At 66.7% G+C, this 15,743-nt stretch carries 19 protein-coding genes; 3 read left to right on the forward strand and 16 right to left on the reverse strand.

Going from position 1 to position 15,743, the window contains the following annotated elements:
* Positions 1-4: 4 nt before the first annotated feature.
* The 3 genes from HCU76_RS22435 to HCU76_RS22445 are packed head-to-tail and all read right to left on the reverse strand — an operon-like array spanning position 5 to position 2,849.
* The gene (locus tag HCU76_RS22435; RefSeq protein ID WP_218510710.1) at positions 5-868 is read right to left on the reverse strand and encodes a fumarylacetoacetate hydrolase family protein; all 864 of its coding nucleotides are present in this window, start codon (positions 866-868) and stop codon (positions 5-7) included.
* Positions 865-1,776: a VOC family protein gene (locus tag HCU76_RS22440; protein WP_218510711.1), complete on the reverse strand. Its 912-nt coding sequence runs from the start codon at positions 1,774-1,776 to the stop codon at positions 865-867. Before HCU76_RS22440 ends, HCU76_RS22435 begins: the two co-directional genes overlap by 4 nt.
* Positions 1,773-2,849, reverse strand: coding sequence for an amidohydrolase family protein (locus HCU76_RS22445; RefSeq protein WP_218510712.1), 1,077 nt, complete (start codon positions 2,847-2,849; stop codon positions 1,773-1,775). Before HCU76_RS22445 ends, HCU76_RS22440 begins: the two co-directional genes overlap by 4 nt.
* 141 nt (positions 2,850-2,990) lie before the next feature.
* On the opposite strand from HCU76_RS22445, the gene HCU76_RS22450 reads away from it, so the two are divergent.
* Positions 2,991-3,893 (forward strand): LysR family transcriptional regulator, encoded by a 903-nt coding sequence (locus tag HCU76_RS22450; protein ID WP_213954002.1) that lies wholly within the window; start codon positions 2,991-2,993, stop codon positions 3,891-3,893.
* Between the two features lie 15 nt (positions 3,894-3,908).
* On the opposite strand, the gene HCU76_RS22455 is transcribed toward HCU76_RS22450, so the two are convergent.
* The 5 genes from HCU76_RS22455 to HCU76_RS22475 are packed head-to-tail and all read right to left on the reverse strand — an operon-like array spanning position 3,909 to position 7,141.
* On the reverse strand, positions 3,909-4,226 hold the full coding sequence (locus tag HCU76_RS22455) for a hypothetical protein (RefSeq protein ID WP_213954001.1): 318 nt from the start codon (positions 4,224-4,226) through the stop codon (positions 3,909-3,911).
* Between the two features lie 14 nt (positions 4,227-4,240).
* Positions 4,241-4,996: a 23S rRNA (guanosine(2251)-2'-O)-methyltransferase RlmB gene (gene rlmB, locus HCU76_RS22460; RefSeq protein WP_213954000.1), complete on the reverse strand. Its 756-nt coding sequence runs from the start codon at positions 4,994-4,996 to the stop codon at positions 4,241-4,243.
* A 60-nt stretch (positions 4,997-5,056) separates the two neighbouring features.
* Positions 5,057-6,040, reverse strand: coding sequence for a hypothetical protein (locus HCU76_RS22465; protein WP_213953999.1), 984 nt, complete (start codon positions 6,038-6,040; stop codon positions 5,057-5,059).
* A 21-nt stretch (positions 6,041-6,061) separates the two neighbouring features.
* The gene (locus HCU76_RS22470; protein ID WP_213953998.1) at positions 6,062-6,430 is read right to left on the reverse strand and encodes a ribosomal protein L7/L12; all 369 of its coding nucleotides are present in this window, start codon (positions 6,428-6,430) and stop codon (positions 6,062-6,064) included.
* 21 nt (positions 6,431-6,451) lie between these two features.
* Positions 6,452-7,141, reverse strand: a complete 690-nt coding sequence (locus HCU76_RS22475; RefSeq protein WP_213953997.1) for an ABC transporter ATP-binding protein — start codon at positions 7,139-7,141, stop codon at positions 6,452-6,454.
* A gap of 62 nt (positions 7,142-7,203) precedes the next feature.
* Between HCU76_RS22475 and HCU76_RS22480 the strand changes: the two genes are divergently transcribed.
* The gene (locus HCU76_RS22480) at positions 7,204-7,803 is read left to right on the forward strand and encodes an arylesterase (protein ID WP_213954311.1); all 600 of its coding nucleotides are present in this window, start codon (positions 7,204-7,206) and stop codon (positions 7,801-7,803) included.
* 94 nt (positions 7,804-7,897) lie between these two features.
* Here HCU76_RS22480 and HCU76_RS22485 read toward each other — a convergent pair whose 3' ends face one another.
* Together HCU76_RS22485 and HCU76_RS22490 are read right to left on the reverse strand one after the other, a co-directional pair.
* The gene (locus tag HCU76_RS22485) at positions 7,898-8,101 is read right to left on the reverse strand and encodes a hypothetical protein (RefSeq protein ID WP_213953996.1); all 204 of its coding nucleotides are present in this window, start codon (positions 8,099-8,101) and stop codon (positions 7,898-7,900) included.
* 90 nt (positions 8,102-8,191) lie between these two features.
* Positions 8,192-9,397 carry a PLP-dependent transferase gene (locus HCU76_RS22490; RefSeq protein WP_213953995.1) on the reverse strand — a complete coding sequence of 402 codons (1,206 nt, stop codon included), beginning with the start codon at positions 9,395-9,397 and terminating at the stop codon, positions 8,192-8,194.
* Positions 9,398-9,523: 126 nt separating this feature from the next.
* Here HCU76_RS22490 and HCU76_RS22495 point away from each other — a divergent pair, with 126 nt between their 5' ends.
* The gene (locus HCU76_RS22495; protein WP_213953994.1) at positions 9,524-9,967 is read left to right on the forward strand and encodes a VOC family protein; all 444 of its coding nucleotides are present in this window, start codon (positions 9,524-9,526) and stop codon (positions 9,965-9,967) included.
* 89 nt (positions 9,968-10,056) lie between these two features.
* Here HCU76_RS22495 and HCU76_RS22500 read toward each other — a convergent pair whose 3' ends face one another.
* From HCU76_RS22500 to hflK, 6 genes are all read right to left on the reverse strand, one after another.
* Positions 10,057-10,581 carry a phosphoribosyltransferase gene (locus HCU76_RS22500; protein ID WP_213953993.1) on the reverse strand — a complete coding sequence of 175 codons (525 nt, stop codon included), beginning with the start codon at positions 10,579-10,581 and terminating at the stop codon, positions 10,057-10,059.
* 62 nt (positions 10,582-10,643) lie between these two features.
* A complete protein-coding gene (locus HCU76_RS22505) occupies positions 10,644-11,975 on the reverse strand; it encodes an adenylosuccinate synthase (protein WP_213953992.1) in 1,332 nt (443 codons plus the stop codon).
* A 25-nt stretch (positions 11,976-12,000) separates the two neighbouring features.
* Positions 12,001-13,155, reverse strand: coding sequence for an ATP phosphoribosyltransferase regulatory subunit (locus HCU76_RS22510; RefSeq protein WP_213953991.1), 1,155 nt, complete (start codon positions 13,153-13,155; stop codon positions 12,001-12,003).
* A 74-nt stretch (positions 13,156-13,229) separates the two neighbouring features.
* Positions 13,230-13,418, reverse strand: a complete 189-nt coding sequence (locus HCU76_RS22515) for a DUF2065 domain-containing protein (RefSeq protein WP_213953990.1) — start codon at positions 13,416-13,418, stop codon at positions 13,230-13,232.
* 18 nt (positions 13,419-13,436) lie between these two features.
* Positions 13,437-14,357, reverse strand: coding sequence for a protease modulator HflC (gene hflC, locus HCU76_RS22520; RefSeq protein WP_213953989.1), 921 nt, complete (start codon positions 14,355-14,357; stop codon positions 13,437-13,439).
* Positions 14,358-14,370: 13 nt separating this feature from the next.
* Complete coding sequence (gene hflK, locus HCU76_RS22525) at positions 14,371-15,741, reverse strand: FtsH protease activity modulator HflK (RefSeq protein WP_213954310.1); 1,371 nt, start codon at positions 15,739-15,741, stop codon at positions 14,371-14,373.
* Positions 15,742-15,743: the final 2 nt, after the last annotated feature.

Below are 15,743 nucleotides of genomic sequence, written 5' to 3' on the forward strand. Positions count from 1 at the left end.
CCGCTCAGGCCTCGGCGACGATCGTGTTCACCAGCGTGCCGATGCGCTCGATCTCGACTTCGTAGGTGTCGCCCGCCTTCATCCACACCGGTGGCATGCGCGCCTGGCCGACGCCGGCCGGCGTGCCCATGACGATCACGTCGCCGGGCTCCAGCGTGAGCACGTCGCTCAGCAGCGAGATGGTCTCGGCCACGCCCCAGATCATGTCGGTGGTGTTGGCGTCCTGCATGACCTCGCCGTTGAGACGGCCCTGGATCCTGAGTCCCGTGGCCGCAGGCGGCAATTCGTCGGCCGTGACCAGCGCCGGTCCAAAGCCACCGGTGCCGTCGAAGTTCTTGCCGATGGTCCATTGCGGCGTGCGCTTCTGATAGTCGCGCACAGACATGTCGTTGAAGCAGGTGTAGCCGAAGACGTACCCCGGCGCGTCGTCCTGCGACACATGGCGCGGAACGCGCTTCCCGATCACGAGCGCCATCTCCGCCTCGTAGTCGAATTTGCCCGAGACCTTCGGCAGGATACCGGGCGCGCCATGCGCGACCAGCGAGGTGGCGCCGCGGAAGAAGAACCACGGGTACTCGGGCTTCTCGCGACCGCCCTCCTTCGCGTGGTCGAAATAGTTGAGGCCGAGGCAGATGATCTTGCCGGGCTCCGGAACCAGCGGCGCAAGCTTCAGTGACGCGAGCGGCTGCCGCGGTGCATCGGAAGCGATGGCGGCCTTGGCGGCGGCGGCCAGGTCGACGCCCGCGGCGAGCGCCGCGCGAAGGCTGTCCGGCACCTGCGGCTGCGCCGCGTTCAGGTCGATGACCTGGTCGCCATCGATCACGCCCAGGCGCGCGCGATCGTCTTTCAGGAAGGTGGTGAATCTCATGGATGCTCCGGAGTCGGGATGAAGAAAACCTGTCGCTGCGCTTCCTTGAGGTGCGCCGAGGGCGGCTGCGAGATGCCCCACTGGTCGACACGGCCTGGCGGCCAGGTCCAGTCGGCGGGGCCGCCGGCCACGTAGCTGTCATCGATCTGTTCGACCTCGGCGGTGTACTCGATGACCTCGCCGAACGGACCGATGAAGTAGTTGAAGGCGTTGTCGCCCGGACCGTGGCGGCCGGGGCCCCATTCGATGGCGTGGCCCGCATCCTTCAAGCGACCGCCCCCGCGCATCACCGACTCGAGGTCGGGCATGACAAAGGCGATGTGGTTCAGCGCGTCATTGTCGGTGTCGCCCAGCGCCACGCTGTGGTGGTCGCTGTTGCAGTTGAGGAAGGCCATGATGCGCGTGCGGTCGGCCAGGCGGAAGCCCAGCGCCTGCTCGAAGAAGGCTTGCGTGGCAGGGACGTCATGGGTGTTGAGCACGACGTGGGCGAGGCGTGACGGCCGGTCCTTCGCCTCGTGTGCGTCGGCGTGCTGCGCGTCGCCGTGCACGACCTGCAGCAACCGGCCGTGCGGATCGCGGATCGTCAGGCCCGTGCCGCCACCGGGCGCCGCGAGGGGTGCGATCGGCTGCAGAACATGGCCGCCGGCGCTCATCGCTGCTTCGGCCACGGCCTGCAACGCGTCGGCGCTGCGGGCGCGCAAGGTCACATGGCGGATCGCGCAGGGTCCGCCATCGCGATGCAGGGACAGCAGGTGATGGTCGGCGCCGGTGCCGCGCAGGTAGAGCGCATCGTCGCGGCGCTCGGCCACGTCCAGGTGCCACACATCGGTGTAGAACGCCTCGGCGCGCGCAAGGTCGGGCACGTTGAGTGCCACGCTGCGCAGGCTGTTGATCCAGGGTGAGCTCATGGCCTCTCCTTCGATGATTCGGTCTGTGCAGCAAACGCGCGCGCCAGGAAGCGTCGCGCATTGCCATCGGTCAGCAGCGCCGCCGCGTCGGCGCCAAGTCCGGCCGCCTCGATTCGCGCGAGCGGCGCGCGCTCGTGGAAGTTGAACGGGTAGTCGGTGCCGACCATCAACTGCGTGGGGCCGAACACGGTGGCCAGATGTGCCAGCGTCGGCGCATCGAACACCAGGGTGTCGAAGAACAATTGCCGGGCCTGTTCGACCGGCGAGGTCCGCACCTGCTCCTTCAGTGCCGGGAATACGCCCCAGCCTTGCTGCAAGCGCGGCAGCAGCATCGCCAGCGTGCCGCCGCCGTGGCTGAAGGCGATGCGCAGCCCTGGCCGGCGCAGCATCAGGTTGCCGGTGATCACCGACGCGGCCGCCAACCCGACATCGGTCGGATAGGCCAGCACCTGCTGCAGTGGCGCCGGGCCCACCAGGCGGTCCATGCCGGTCGGCTTGAGCGCATGGACGAACACCGCCGCACCGAGCGCCTCGCAGGCTTCGAAGAATGGATCGAAGCAAGGGTCGCCAATGGGCACGCCGTTCACGTTGCTGCCGATCTCCACGCCCGCGAAGCCCAGCGTCTCGATGACGTAGCGAAGCTCCACGATCGCGGCGTCGACGTCCTGCAGCGGCACCGCGCCCATGCCGATCAAGGCGCCCCTGCCCTCCGCCACCATCGATGCGATCTGCTCGTTGAGGTAGCGCAGCAACTCCTGCGCATCGGCTGGCTCCATCCAGTACGACAGCAACTCGGGCATCGGCGAGATGGCCTGGTGCGCCAGGCCCATGGCGGGCAGGTCGGCCAGGCGGCGCGTCACGCTCCAGCTCTTTTCCGAAACGGTCCGGTAGTTCTTGCCGGCGATCATCACGTGCCTGTGGCACAGGCCGCCGGCATCGGGCGCGGCGGCGGTCGATGGCCATTGCGCGGGCATCCTGCGGCCGAGGTAGGCCGGGAATTCCGCCGGCACCATGTGCGCATGCACGTCGATGCCACAGGCGCAGCGCAGCCGCTGCGTTGCGTCGTCAACCATGCGCTGCACCCCGCGAAGTCCTTCGATCCATGTTGTCTCCTGGCGCCCGGCGCGATCAGGTCGGCAGGCTTGTGGAGGTGGAGTCTAGGCAGCTGCCTTGCATTGATGAAGTGGATTGGTCATATACATAGAATCCACGGCATGGATATCCGGCAAGTCGATCTCAACCTGCTCGTGGCCTTCCACGCCATGTCGGAACACCGCAGCGTGACGCGCGCCGCGGAGTCGATCGGCCTGAGCCAGCCCGCCATGAGTGCGGCCGTCGCGCGCCTGCGGCTGTTGTTCAACGACGCCCTGTTCGTGAAGACCGGCGCGGGCATGCAGCCCACCCCGCGCGCGGCCGAACTCGACGGCGCGGTGCGCCGCGTGATAGACACGGTCAAGGCCGAGATCCTCCCGGCGCCGGCCTTCGATCCGCTGCGCGACAGCAAGGTGTTCACCCTGGTCACGCCGGACATCGCCGAGGTGCATTTCCTGCCGAAGATCCTCGCCTGCTTTGCGCAGGAGGCGCCGCATTGCGACCTGCGGACGCTGTCGATGCCGCGCCAGGCCGCGGCGGAGGCCCTGGAAACCGGCGCGGCGGAACTCGCCATCGGCTACCTGCCCGACCTGCAGAAGGCCGGCTTCTTCCTGCAGAAGCTGTTTCGCAACGACTACGTGTGCATCGTGCGCGGAAGGCATCCCACCATCGGCGAGCGGCTCACGCTCAAGACCTACCTGGCCGCTTCCCACGCCGTGGTGAGCCCCGACGGCCGCGAGCACCTGCTCGACCAGTTCCTGCAGCGGCGCGGCCTGAAGCGACGCGTGCTGGTGGGGCTGTCGCACTTCATGAGCCTGCTGCCGATCATCGAGACTTCCGACCTCGTCGCGACGGTGCCGCGCGACCTTGCGAACATCTGCGTTCGGCATGCCGACATCCGCATCGTCGACCCGCCCTTCAAGGCGCCAGTGGTCGAGGTGCACCAGTTCTGGCACCGGCGATTCCACCAGGACGCGGCCAACATCTGGCTGCGCGGGCGCGTACAAAAGCTCTTTGGCGCCTGATCAGGCTGCGAAGGCTCAGCCGTTGTCCGGCGCCAGCGGAATATCGCCCAGCGCCTCGTCGTTGCGCACGCCATGCGCGGCCTTCAGCAGGCCGATCGACAAGCCCTCTTCCTGATTCGCGAAGCCCTTGGCAATGCCTTCGAGCGCATTCGCCAGGTTGCTGTCGCCGTCGTCGCGGGCGTCCATGCTGATGTTGAGCACCCGCGCCGCCATCTGGCGGTAGCTGACCACGCCGGATCGTTCGAGCAGCGCCACGAGGTCCAGATAGAGCGCAAGGTTGACGTCGAAGACCAGCTTCGCGGAAACATCGAGATCTTCGTGCCTGTTCTCCATGGCTTTGCTCCTCTTTAGATACGGATGGGTTGGCGCTGCCGCATGGCCTCATAGAGGCACACGCCGCTGGCCACGGACACATTCAAGCTTTCTACCGCACCCGCCATCGGGATGCTGATCAATTCGTCGCAGGTCTTGCGCGTCAGTTGCCGCATGCCTTCGCCTTCGGCGCCCAGCACCAGCGCCAGCGGACGCTTCAAGTCGCACTGGTAGAGCGTACCCGACGCGTCGTCGCTGGTACCCACGCACCAGATGTTGCGCTCCTTCAGCTCGTTCAACGTGCGCGCCAGGTTGGTCACCATGAAGTAGGGCACCGTGTCGGCCGCGCCGCTCGCCACCTTGGCCACGGTGGCGTTGATGCCGGCCGCATGGTCCTTCGGCGCGATCACCGCATGGGCCCCGGCGCCATCGGCCACGCGCAGGCAAGCGCCCAGGTTGTGCGGGTCGGTCACGCCGTCGAGCACCAGCATCAGCGGCACGGTGCCGGCGGCTTCGAGGCCTTCCAGCAGCTCGTCGATCGAATGGCTTTGCTGCATCGGCGAAACCCGTGCGGCGACGCCCTGGTGCCCGTGGCTGCCGGCCAGCTTGGCAATGCGCAGCGCATCCGCCTCGACCAGCCGGACGCCGGCCTCCTGCGCTCGCGTGACGAAGGTTTTCATGCGCGCATCGCGACGGCTGGCATCGAACAGCACCTCCAGCACCGATGCCGGCGCCGTCTTGATGCGCACGCCCACGGCATGGAAGCCGAAAATTACTTTGGGGGAAGACATCGCGCGATTATCGATGGCGCGCCGCCCGCGCCTGATGAAACCCGGCAAGCAAGACTTGACTCATGCAATGGGCAGGCCGCTCGTGGCCTGGCTCAGTTGATCGTGGACGTCCTGCACGCGCTGCGCGGCTGGGTGCACCTTCGCGCTACCGACCGCCTCCAGGAAGCGGCAGGCCGCGTGGCCACGCGCCGATGCGTCATAGCGCCGGACCCAGGCCTCGCGCATGGGCAGGCGTTCCGGCGCCACGGGCCAGACGCCGGGCCGTGGGCGCAGGTGATCGGCGATGCCGATGCGCCAGGGTTTCGCCGTCAGGCGCGCACGAAAGCAACCCTGGTTCTGGCACATGCGTGCATAGACCTTGTCGACGCCCAATTGCCTGAAGCACTCCGTCACGGCCGCACTCGCCGGATCGAAGACATCGTGCATCGCCAGCAACCGGAAGCCCGCGGGCGTGCGGTAGATGCGCAAGTGCCAGTCCGCATGTTGCTGCATGAAGCGTGCAATGCGCGCCTTGGCCCGCTTCTCCGGCCCCGGGTTGACGGCGCTCGCATCGCCACGCTTGCGATCCTTGCCGATGCGCAGCGCCACGGCAAACACCGCCACCGCCGCGATCGCCCCGGCAATCCACGATTCCGCAGACCAGCCGGCCAGCAGGCCCGCGATCAGCGCCGGGCCGAGCGCGAACTCCATCGCGCCGCTGTCCATCTTGTGCGACTCGAAGTCGATGTCGAGGAACAGCACGTCTGGCGTATTGAGGCACAGCGCGCCATAGCTGTTGCGCGTGATCACCGCATCGCCCGCGCGCTGCACGATCTCCTCGCGGATCGGCATGCCATCCGCGCCGTTGTAGGCCACCTTGCGCTCCCGCCGCGCCAGTTGCTCACCCGAGGCGATGCGGTCGAACGCGGCCAGCGTGCGCGCGTCGGCATGGCGCTGCGCCGCCTCCGCGCTTTCGTCGGACCAGCCGAAGCGCCGCACTGTCACCTGCTGGCCGTTGACATGATCCTGTACGCGCCCTTCCGCCCAATGCGCCGGAATGATCATCCCTTGAAGCTCCCCATTGACCTATTCACCCGCCTTGAAAAACCGCCAGGCGATCACCGCGATGGCCAGCAGCACCAGCCAGAACACCGGCGACGAGAGGAAGGTGCTGCGCACGCGCCCGGGCTCGGCCATCGGATCGGCGAGCACATTGCGCATGCCGCGCTCCACCGGCGCGTGATGGGCCGGCGGCGCGAACGCCTCGTCGAAGTCCTCCGTCGTGCCCGCTGCCACGCCCAGGGGCGACCGGTCGCCGTTGCGATAGCGCTCGACCGCATCCTTCGCCTCCTTGAGGCCGAGCCCGGTGTGCTCGCGGACCAGCTTGATGGCCTCGATCCACTCGCCGCGATCGATCGCGGCAATCGCTTCGGGCGGCAGGTTGAGGTTCGACATGGCCATGATCCTCGATTGCGACTATGAATCGGACGCGACCCGCCCGGCCTCGATCGTGATGCGCCGTTCGCACTGCGCCGCGATGCCGCGATCATGCGTCACCAGGACCAGCGTGGTGCCGCGTTCGCGGTTCAGGTCGAACATCAGCTTCATGACCTGCTCGCCGGTCGCGAAGTCCAGGCTGCCGGTCGGCTCGTCGGCCAGCAGCAGCGCCGGCTGCACCACGAAGGCGCGCGCCAGCGCCACGCGCTGCTGCTCGCCGCCGGACAGCACCTTGGGATAGTGGCCGAGCCGCTGCCCCAGTCCGACGCGGCCCAGCATCTCGGTGGCCGCCTTGCGCGCATCCTTGCGGTCGGCCAGTTCGAGCGGCAGCATCACGTTCTCGAGCGCACTCAGGTTGGCCAGCAACTGGAAGCTCTGGAACACGAAGCCGACCTTCTGCGCACGCAGCGCGGCACGGTCGTCCTCGTCGATGGAGAAGATGTCCGCGCCCGCCAGCTTCACCGTGCCGCGCGTCGGCGTGTCGAGCCCCGCGATGATCGACAGCAGCGTGCTCTTGCCCGAGCCCGAGGCGCCGACGATGGCCGCGGTCTCCTTCGCACCCAAGGTGAAATCGATGTCCTGCAGAATGTCCAGCGTGCCGGCCGAGTCGGTGACGGACTTGAACACATGCTCGACCGCCACGATTGGCTCGGACTTGGGTACAGACATTTGGAAGGGCTCTCGTTTTGAATCGCAGACACTTTATCCCGGCCGCCTCGCTGGCCCTCGCAATGGGCTTTCCGGGGCTGGGCGCATGGGCCCAGTCGAGCGGCGGTCCCACCGTGCTGATCATGGGCGATTCGCTGAGCGCGGAGTACGGTCTCAAGCGTGGCGAAGGCTGGGTCGCACTGCTGGAGAAGCGCCTGGCCGACGAGAAGATTCCAGCCCAGGTCATCAACGCCAGCATCAGCGGCGAGACCACCGCTGGCGGCAAGTCGCGCGTCGACGCTTTGCTCAAGACGCACAAGCCGAACGTCGTGGTGATCGAGCTCGGCGCCAACGACGCGCTGCGCGGCCTGCCCTACACCCAGACCCAGGCCAATCTCTCGGCCATGGTCGACGCGTCGAAGGCGGCGGGCGCCAAGGTCCTGATCGTCGGCATCCAGGTGCCGCCGAACTACGGCATGACCTACCTCAACAACTTCTCGAAGGTCTTCACCAACGTCGGCGTGGCGGGCAAGGCGCCGGTGGTGCCGTTCATGCTCAAGGGCGTGGCCGACGGTCCCGATGCCGCGACGATGTTCCAGCCCGACCGCATCCACCCCGTGGCCGCGGCGCATCCACGGATCCTCGACAACATCTGGCCGGAACTGAAGAAACTGCTGAAGTGAAGTAGCTTCGCGGCTCGCAGCGCGCGCCAACGAGAAAGCCGCCGCCTGCATGGCGCAGGTGGCGGCTTTTTCGTGGCGGGTTCGGTGGGACCGTTCAGCCGTTCTTCGTCGGGATCGTGGGCACCGTCGGGGCCTCGTTCTCGAGCGAAGCCACGTCCGTTTCCGGATCGCCTGGCATCAACCCTTCGCTGCTCGGGCTCAGCTTTCGGGTGGCCTTCTCCCGCAACTTTTCTTCCTTCTTCTTCTTCTTGGCCAGTTCCTTTTGGCGCTTCTCGTATCCGTAGTTGGGTGCGGCCATGTTGCTCCTGATGTCGCGCCCCGGAAGCGGGGCAAACCGGCACCCACTTTAAGCGATAACGCTTCCCGCGAAAACGCACCGGAAGCGTTGTCAGTTACGCATGCCGTCCAGCGCTTGCGCCAGGTCGTCCCGTAAGTCGGCCAGCGCTTCCAGGCCCACCGAGAAACGCACCAGCGTGCCCTTGTAGGGCCAGCGCGCCACGCTCGCGTCGCGCATCAAGCGGATGTCGTAGGGCACGACCAGGCTGATCGGGCCGCCCCATGAATAGCCCAGTCGAAACAGTTTCAAGCCGTCACAAAAACGATCGACCTCTTCGCTGCTGAATCGCTCGTCGAACACCACCGAGAAGATGCCGGCGGCGAGGTCGCGGGCGCCGCACAGCGCGCGCCAGTGCTCATGCCCCGGCGAGCCTTCGATGGCCGGATGCAGCACCTGCGCGATCTCGTCGCGCGCGCCCAGCCAGTGCGCCAACGCGCGCGCGGCCTTGTCATGGGCCGCATAGCGGATCGCGATGCTCGGCAGCGAGCGCAGCAGCGTCTCGACGTCGCCCACCCCGACACCCCAGCCCATGCGCATGTGCGTGAGCTTCAGCGCCTGGTGCAGGCGCCCGTCGTCGCGGGTGACCACGCTGCCCATCAGCACGTCGCCGCCGCCGCTCGGGTACTTGGTCAGCGCATGGACCGACACGTCCACGCCCTGCCCGGTGCCGTTGAAGTCGAACGGGTCGAAGGCCAGGCCGGCGCCCCAGGTGTTGTCCAGCGCGGTGATCACGCCACGTGCGCGGCACAGGTCCACCAGTGCAGGCAGGTCCGGGAACTCCATCGTCACCGAGCCCGCGGCCTCGAGCCAGACCAGCCTGGTGCGCTCCGACAGCTTGGCCGCCAGATCGGCCGGATTCATCGCGTCGTACGTGCGGTGCGTGATGCCGAAGTTGGCCAGCTCGCCGTTGGCCAGCGCCTTGTTGGGACCGTAGGCGTTGTCGGGCAGCAGCACCTCGTCACCGGTCTTGAGGAAGGCGAAGGCCACCAGCGCGATGGACGCCAGACCGCTGGGCACCAGCAGGCAATGCGTGCCACCCTCCAGCGTGGCCAACCGCTCTTCCAGCGTGAAGGTGGTGGGCGTCCCATGCAGGCCGTAGGTGTAGCCCACCTTGGTCTTCCAGTCGCGCGCACGCATGGCCGCGACATCGGCGAAGAAGACCGTCGAGGCCTTGTAGGTGCCCGGCTGCGGCGCCGCGAACTTCGCGGGCGGCTTGTAGGGATGGTGGATGAGGTCGGTGATCGGTTCGTGAGCCATGTCGCGATGCTAGCCCGGTTGCGGGCCGCGGCGCTGGGGCGCGCACGACCGCAGCTGAGGCACCCGTGCGACAAGGGCGCAGAATGAACCCGGCGCGCGCAGACGCGCATCCAGGAGCAAGTTGCCATGGCGATCCACGAACTCTTCCCCTACCTGCGCGTGCACGACGCCGCGGCCGCCATCGATTTCTACTGCGCCCTCTTCGCCGTCAAGGAAAAGTTCAGGCTGACAGAACCCGGTGGACGGATCGGCCATGCCGAGATCGACTTCGGCAACGGCGCCACCTTGATGCTGTCAGACGCGTATCCCGAGTACGGCATGGACAGCGCACGCACCATCGGCGCGAGCCCCGTGGCCATGCACCTCCACGTCGACGACGCGGATGCGCTGATCGAGCGCGCGGTCGCCGCGGGCGCCACGCTGGTGATGGCGCCGCAGGACCATTTCTACGGAGAGCGCTCCGGCAGCTTCGACGACCCGTTCGGGCATCGATGGAGCATCGGGCACAGCATCGAAGAAGTGACGCCCGAGGAAATGCAGCGGCGGTACACCGCCATGATGACTAACTGAATGAATAGGCCCCGAGGACCGGGCTATGCCCGGCCCGCTTCCCGAGGGGGATCAAGTCGAGATGGCAAAGCCACATCGACTTGAGCGACTCACACCGACCACTTCTCGATCAGCTTCTCCGCGCCCATGCCGTCGTAGCCCTCGAAGGGCTGGTGGATCCACGGATTGGTCGAGAGGAATTCGACCGAGTAGTCCGGCTCGAAGGTCGACAGGGCCTTGGTCCAGATCACGGCGCTGCGCAGTTCAGTGATGGGTGCATAGCGGTTGCGAAGCATGTCGACCACCGCGTGCAGCGTATGGCCCGAGTCCGCCAGGTCGTCCACCAGCAGCACCTTGCCGGCGATCTCGCCCTTGGGCGTGGTGATGTAGCGGGCGATATCGAGGTGGCCCTGGATCGTGCCGGCGTCCGCACGGTAGGAACTGGTCGACATGATGGCCAACGGCTTGTCGAAGATGCGCGAGAGCACGTCGCCGGGGCGCATGCCGCCACGCGCCAGGCACAGGATGGTGTCGAACTCCCATCCCGACTGATGCACCTTGATCGCGAGCTTCTCGATCAGATTGTGGTACTCGTCATAGCTCACGTAGAGATGCTTGCCGTCTTCCGTCAACATGGGTTGGCTCCTGAACTTTGGATGTTTTTGAGGTCGTGGGAAATCAATGATCTCGGCGATGATCAATCGGCGAGGTACGGGTGGCGCATCATGATCGTGTGATCGCGGTCCGGACTGGTCGACACCATGTGGATCGGCACGCCGGTCACCTGTTCGATGCGCTGCAGGTAGAGGCGCGCGTTCACGGGCAGCTTGTCGTATTGCGTGACGCCGACGGTGCTGTCGCTCCAGCCTTCCAGCGTCTCGTAGATCGGGGTGCAGCGTTCGATCTCGTCGGCGCCCATGGGCAGGATGTCGGTCACTTCGCCGTCGAGGATGTAGCCTGTGCAGAGCTCCAGCTTCTCGATGCCGTCGAGCACGTCGAGCTTGGTGATGCACAGGCCCGACAGGCCATTGACCTGCGCCGAGCGCTTCAGCAGCGCCGCATCGAACCAGCCGCAACGGCGGCTGCGGCCGGTGGTCACGCCCTTCTCGGCGCCCACGGTGCTCAGGTGGTAGCCGGCGGTGCCGGGCGTGGCCCAGTCCAGTTCCGTCGGGAACGGACCGCCGCCGACGCGCGTGCAATACGCCTTGGTGATGCCCAGCACGTAGTGCAGCATGCCCGGGCCCACGCCCGAACCGGCGGCCGCATTGCCGGCCACGCAGTTGCTCGAGGTGACGTACGGGTAGGTGCCATGGTCGACGTCGAGCAGCGTGCCTTGCGCGCCTTCGAACAGCAGGTTGGCGCCATTCTTGTTGGCATCGTTCAACTCGCGCGACACGTCGGCCATCATGGGCTTGAGCAGTTCGGCATGCTTCATCGCCTCGTTGAAGACCGTGTCGAAGTCCACCGCCGGCGCCCCCAGCACTTCCACCAGCACATGGTTGTGCAGGTCGAGGCACACGCGCAGCTTGGCCGCGAAGCGCTCGGGGTGCTTCATGTCCTGCACGCGCAAAGCGCGGCGCGCGATCTTGTCTTCGTAGGCCGGGCCGATGCCGCGGCCGGTGGTGCCGATCTTCTCGATGCCGCCCTTTTCCCGGTAGTTCTCGCGCGCGATGTCGAGCGCCGCGTGGAACGGCAGGATCAGCGGACAGGCCTCGCTGATGCGCAGGCGCGAACGCACCTCGACGCCGGCCTTCTCAAGGCCTTCGATTTCCTCGAACAGCTTGGCCGCCGACAGCACCACGCCATTGCCGATGTAGCACTTGACGCCCGGGCGCATGATGCCGCTCGGGATCAGGTGCAGCGCGGTCTTCACGCCGTTGATGACCAGCGTGTGGCCCGCGTTGTGGCCGCCCTGGAAGCGAACCACTCCCTGGGCGCTTTCGGTCAACCAGTCGACCAGCTTGCCCTTGCCCTCGTCGCCCCACTGGGTGCCGACGACGACCACGTTTCTTCCGGTGGTAACGCTCATGTCTACTCGCTTCTCAAAAACTGATTCAGATGGATTGCAGTGTCCACTGCCCGCCCCGCTCGATGAGCTCGCGGTCACAGTGGAATTCGTCGATTTCGCTCTCGTGGCCGGGCAGCACGCAGACCACGGTTTCACCGCTGCGGCGCAGCGCGGCGATGGCGTCGCGCAGGCCGGACGCATCGCTCCACGGCGCGCGCACGGCCGCACGCAACGGGCGGGCTGGCAGCACTTCAACCAGCTCGCGCAGATCCAGGCTGAAGCCCACGGCGGGCCGGTTGCGTCCGAACACGGCGCCGACCTCGTCATAGCGGCCGCCGCGCACCAGGGCATCAGCCGCGCCGTTCACGTAGATGCCGAAGCGCATGCCGCTGTAGTAGGCATAGCCGCGCAGGTCGGACAAGTCGAAGCTCACGTTGGCGCCGCCGCCGAGCCGGCCCGCGAGCTGGCGCAGGTCGGCCAGCGCCTGCCGCACAGCGGGGGTGGCGGGCAACGCGCGCTCGGCTTCGTCGAGCACCTTGGCGTCCCCGTACAGCTGGACCAGCGCCAGCAGGCCATCGCGCGAAGCCGCGGGAAAGTCGCGCGTCAAATTGCGCAGTTCGCTGGCGTCCTTGGTGGCCAGCGCCGCATGCACGCGGACCAGCACGCCAGCATCCACCGGCACGCCGGCGAACAGCGAACGCACGATGCGCGCATCGGCCATGTCGACCAGCACCTTCTCGGTGACGCCGGCGGCATGCAGGCAATCGAGTGCGAGCACGAGCGATTCGGTGTCCGCTTCCAGGCCGGCGTGCCCATAGATCTCGGCGCCGAACTGCAACGGCTCGCGCGTGGCATGCGGACGATCGGGCCGCACGTGGACGACCGGGCCGCAATAGCACAGTCGCGCGACGCCTTGGCGATTCAACAGGTGCGCGTCGATGCGCGCGACCTGCGGCGTGGTGTCGGCACGCAGGCCCATGCTGCGGCCGGACAGTTGGTCGACCAGCTTGAAGGTTTGAAGGTCGAGCGCCTCGCCCGTGCCCGAGAGCAGCGATTCGAGGTGCTCGAGCATCGGCGGCATGACCAGCTCATAGCCATAGCTACGGGCGGTGTCGAGCAACTGACGACGAAGTTCTTCGATGTGGCGCGCTTCGGAAGGCAGCACATCGGCAATGTGATCCGGGAGGACCCAGGCGGACATGGGAAAAGGAGGCGTGGGTTAAACGCGAATTCTACTGGGCCCGCAGTGGCCGCCCGCCGACCGACTTCACAGGCTCAATTTGCAACCCAAAGGAGCAAGACGCCGAGAAGGATGCTGCAAAGCCCGAAGAAGCGAAGCTGGCCGTCGCGCAATTGCAGCAGTTGGACGAAGCCCTTGCGCCAGGTGCCGGGCGACAGGAAGGGCATCGCACCTTCGATCACCAGCACCAGCGCCAAGGCGCTCCAGAAGACGTCGGAGCTCAACGCAGGGGTCCCCTCTTGCTAGCGCCGAGCAGCCGGGGGCGCCGCGGCTGCCGGGGCGGCGGTGCCCGAACCGCGCATCGCACGGAAGAAGTCGCTCGACGCGGGGTCGACCACCAGCACGTCGTTCTTCTTGTTGAAGCTCTGCTTGTAGGCGTCGAGGCTGCGATAGAACTGCGCGAATTGCGGATCGCGGCCGAACGCATCGGCATAGATGCCCGCCGCCTGCGCGTCGCCGTCGCCCTTGATCTTCTGCGCGTCGCGATAGGCATTCGCCACGGTCACTTCGCGCTGGCGATCGGCGTCCGCACGGATCTTCTCGCCTTCGGCAAAACCGGTGGAGCGCAGTTCGTTCGCCACGCGCTTGCGTTCGGCTTCCATGCGGCGGTAGACCGATTCGGTAATGGCTTCCACGTAGTCCACGCGCGTGATGCGCACGTCGACCACATCCACGCCCCAGGGCTTCGCGCCCTTCACCACGCCGAGCACCTCGCGCTGCACGTTGGCCATCAGTTCCTCGCGAGTGGCCGAGATCAACTGGCGCACCGTGTACTTGTTGATGTTCTCCTGGAACGCATTGCGCACCACGCGGTTGAGTTGCATGGCGCCGGCGTTCTCATCCAGGCCCACGTTCCGGATGTACTCCGACGGGTTGGAGATGCGCCAGCGCACGTACCAGTCGATCACCACGCGCTGCTTCTCGGCCGTGAGCATCGGCTCGGTGTCGATGCTCGACAGCATCAGCAGGCGCTTGTCGATGTACGACACGTTCTGGAACGGCGGCGGCATCTTGAAGTTGAGGCCCGGCTCGGTGATCACGCTCTTGATCTGCCCGAGTTGGTACACCACGCCGAACTGGCGCTGGTCGACGACGAATAGCGTGGAGCTCAGCAGCGCGAGCGCCACCAGGACCGACGTTGCGATAAATCCGATTCTGTTCATGTCAACGTTTTCCTCAGCGGGCGTCGCGATCGCGCGAACGGCCTTCGCGGGCGCGTGAGTCGGCGCCCGACATCGGTGTCACCGGAATCACCGAGGACTGGGTCGGCGCGGTGCCGGCCACATTGGGACTGGCTGCATCGGAGGGCGTGGGCGCGGCAGCGCCGGCTTGCGCGCTCAGTTGCATGAGCTTGTCGAGCGGCAGGTAAAGCAGGTTGGAGCCTTGCCTCGAATCGATCAGCACCTTGGTCGTGCTGGCGTAGATCTGCTGCATGGCGTCGATGTACATGCGGTCCCGCGTGACCTGCGGCGCCTTCTGGTATTCGGCCAGCACCTGGCTGAATCGCCCGGCATCGCCTTGCGCCTGCGCCACGATGCGCGCCTTGTACGCCTCCGACTCTTCCTTCAGGCGCGACGCGGTGCCGGTTGCCTTGGGGATCACGTCGTTGGCATAGGCCTGCGCCTCGTTCTTGGTGCGCTCGCGTTCCTGGCCGGCCTTGAGCACGTCGTCGAACGCGGCCTGCACCTGCTCGGGCGGACGCACGCCACCCTGCTGCAGGTTGATGCCGACGACTTCCACGCCGACCTTGTAGCGGTCCAGGATGGTCTGCATCAGCGTGCGCACGCGCGGCGCGATCTGGTCCCGCTCCTCGGCGAGGGCCTTGTCCATCTTCATCTTGCCGACGACTTCACGCACCGCGGTCTCGGCCACCTGCACCACGGTCTCCCCTGGCGACTTGCTTTCAAACAGGTACTGCCGCGCATCGCTCAGGCGGTACTGCACGGCGAACTTGATTTCGACGATGTTCTCGTCCTCGGTCAGCATCGCCGACTCGCGCAGGCCGGTGGAACGCACGATGCTGTCGCGCCCGACGTCTGCCGAGCGGATCTGCGTCACGACCACGATCTCGTGGCGCTGGACCGGATAAGGAAAGCGCCAATTGAAGCCCGCACCCACGGTGCTCTTGTAGCTGCCGAACTGGGTGATCACGGCCTGCTGGCCTTCGTTGACGATGAAGAAGCCGGTGCCCAGCCAGATCAGCGCCGCCACCGCGGCTACCAGGCCCAGGCCGAAGCCCGCGTTCTTCATGTCGGGCTTGAAGCCGCCGCCATTGCCGCCCCCGTTGGGACGCTGGCCATTGCCACCGCCGTTGCCGCCACGACCGCCGAACAGACCGCCGAGCTTGCGATTGAAATCGCGCCAGAGTTCGTCGAGGTCCGGCGGCCCCTGGTTCGGACCCTGCCCGCGGGGTGGATTGGGCCGCGGAGGTTGCGGAGGCGGCGTTGAAGGTGGTTCGCTGTCGGGCCGGTTGCCGGACGGTCGCTGCTCTCCATTGGACGAGGGCTCGTCGCCCCGTCCCCATCGACCGTCGTTCAGGTTGAACATTC

This window comes from Variovorax sp. dw_308, from assembly GCF_019207085.1.
GTDB lineage: Bacteria > Pseudomonadota > Gammaproteobacteria > Burkholderiales > Burkholderiaceae_C > Variovorax.

Coding starts and splice junctions, on each gene's coding strand:
- HCU76_RS22475 (WP_213953997.1), bottom strand. CDS start 7,141: ATGTCTGTACCCAAGTCCGAGCCAATCGTGGCGGTCGAGCATGTGTTC.
- hflC (WP_213953989.1), bottom strand. CDS start 14,357: ATGAACAGAATCGGATTTATCGCAACGTCGGTCCTGGTGGCGCTCGCG.
- HCU76_RS22450 (WP_213954002.1), top strand. CDS start 2,991: ATGGATATCCGGCAAGTCGATCTCAACCTGCTCGTGGCCTTCCACGCC.
- rlmB (WP_213954000.1), bottom strand. CDS start 4,996: ATGTCTTCCCCCAAAGTAATTTTCGGCTTCCATGCCGTGGGCGTGCGC.
- HCU76_RS22500 (WP_213953993.1), bottom strand. CDS start 10,581: ATGTTGACGGAAGACGGCAAGCATCTCTACGTGAGCTATGACGAGTAC.
- HCU76_RS22445 (WP_218510712.1), bottom strand. CDS start 2,849: ATGGTTGACGACGCAACGCAGCGGCTGCGCTGCGCCTGTGGCATCGAC.
- HCU76_RS22480 (WP_213954311.1), top strand. CDS start 7,204: ATGGGCTTTCCGGGGCTGGGCGCATGGGCCCAGTCGAGCGGCGGTCCC.
- HCU76_RS22465 (WP_213953999.1), bottom strand. CDS start 6,040: ATGATCATTCCGGCGCATTGGGCGGAAGGGCGCGTACAGGATCATGTC.
- HCU76_RS22435 (WP_218510710.1), bottom strand. CDS start 868: ATGAGATTCACCACCTTCCTGAAAGACGATCGCGCGCGCCTGGGCGTG.
- HCU76_RS22470 (WP_213953998.1), bottom strand. CDS start 6,430: ATGTCGAACCTCAACCTGCCGCCCGAAGCGATTGCCGCGATCGATCGC.
- HCU76_RS22455 (WP_213954001.1), bottom strand. CDS start 4,226: ATGGAGAACAGGCACGAAGATCTCGATGTTTCCGCGAAGCTGGTCTTC.
- HCU76_RS22440 (WP_218510711.1), bottom strand. CDS start 1,776: ATGAGCTCACCCTGGATCAACAGCCTGCGCAGCGTGGCACTCAACGTG.
- HCU76_RS22485 (WP_213953996.1), bottom strand. CDS start 8,101: ATGGCCGCACCCAACTACGGATACGAGAAGCGCCAAAAGGAACTGGCC.
- HCU76_RS22490 (WP_213953995.1), bottom strand. CDS start 9,397: ATGGCTCACGAACCGATCACCGACCTCATCCACCATCCCTACAAGCCG.
- HCU76_RS22495 (WP_213953994.1), top strand. CDS start 9,524: ATGGCGATCCACGAACTCTTCCCCTACCTGCGCGTGCACGACGCCGCG.
- HCU76_RS22510 (WP_213953991.1), bottom strand. CDS start 13,155: ATGTCCGCCTGGGTCCTCCCGGATCACATTGCCGATGTGCTGCCTTCC.
- HCU76_RS22505 (WP_213953992.1), bottom strand. CDS start 11,975: ATGAGCGTTACCACCGGAAGAAACGTGGTCGTCGTCGGCACCCAGTGG.
- hflK (WP_213954310.1), bottom strand. CDS start 15,741: ATGTTCAACCTGAACGACGGTCGATGGGGACGGGGCGACGAGCCCTCG.